This is a genomic window from Paenibacillus sp. 598K (assembly GCF_003851045.1).
In the GTDB taxonomy this organism is placed as follows: Bacteria; Bacillota; Bacilli; order Paenibacillales; family Paenibacillaceae; genus Paenibacillus_D.
Map to the genome: position 1 here is coordinate 1,230 of NZ_BFBX01000041.1, position 477 is coordinate 1,706.

Consider the following 477-nt stretch of genomic DNA (forward strand, 5'->3'; position numbering starts at 1 on the left):
TCCATGGCGCGTAGCCTTGCGGCAATCTCCACGTCCCTGTCGGTACTCGCCCCAGACGGCTTCTCCTTTTGTTCAGTCCCCGGGTCTTCGCACATCGTAGCTCGCCGGCTCCTGTCTGGCACATGGCCTCCCTTTCATCTCTCGTCTTCCACCAGTTCGGGCTTCGCGCCGAGTCGCCGCCTTTTGGGTCGTCGCTCGCATCGGCAACCAGGTACCGATTCGTTTGCCTTTGCGGCCTTTCCGGCAAACTTCTTCACTACTATCCCTTCTTCTGACTGCTTACCACCCTTAGCCCCTCTCTTGATCTTACCGATCTTGAGCCGGGTTTACCATGGTTTCTGGGGACGATAAGCTCTCCTTGGGTCACGTCAACCGTCTTTCCCCCGAATCCAGTCCTCCGAACTTCCGGAACCTTACAATGGTATGGGACATCCCCTTTTTTCGCAGGGTCATCCGGCTCCGTCAGCCAACGTGGTC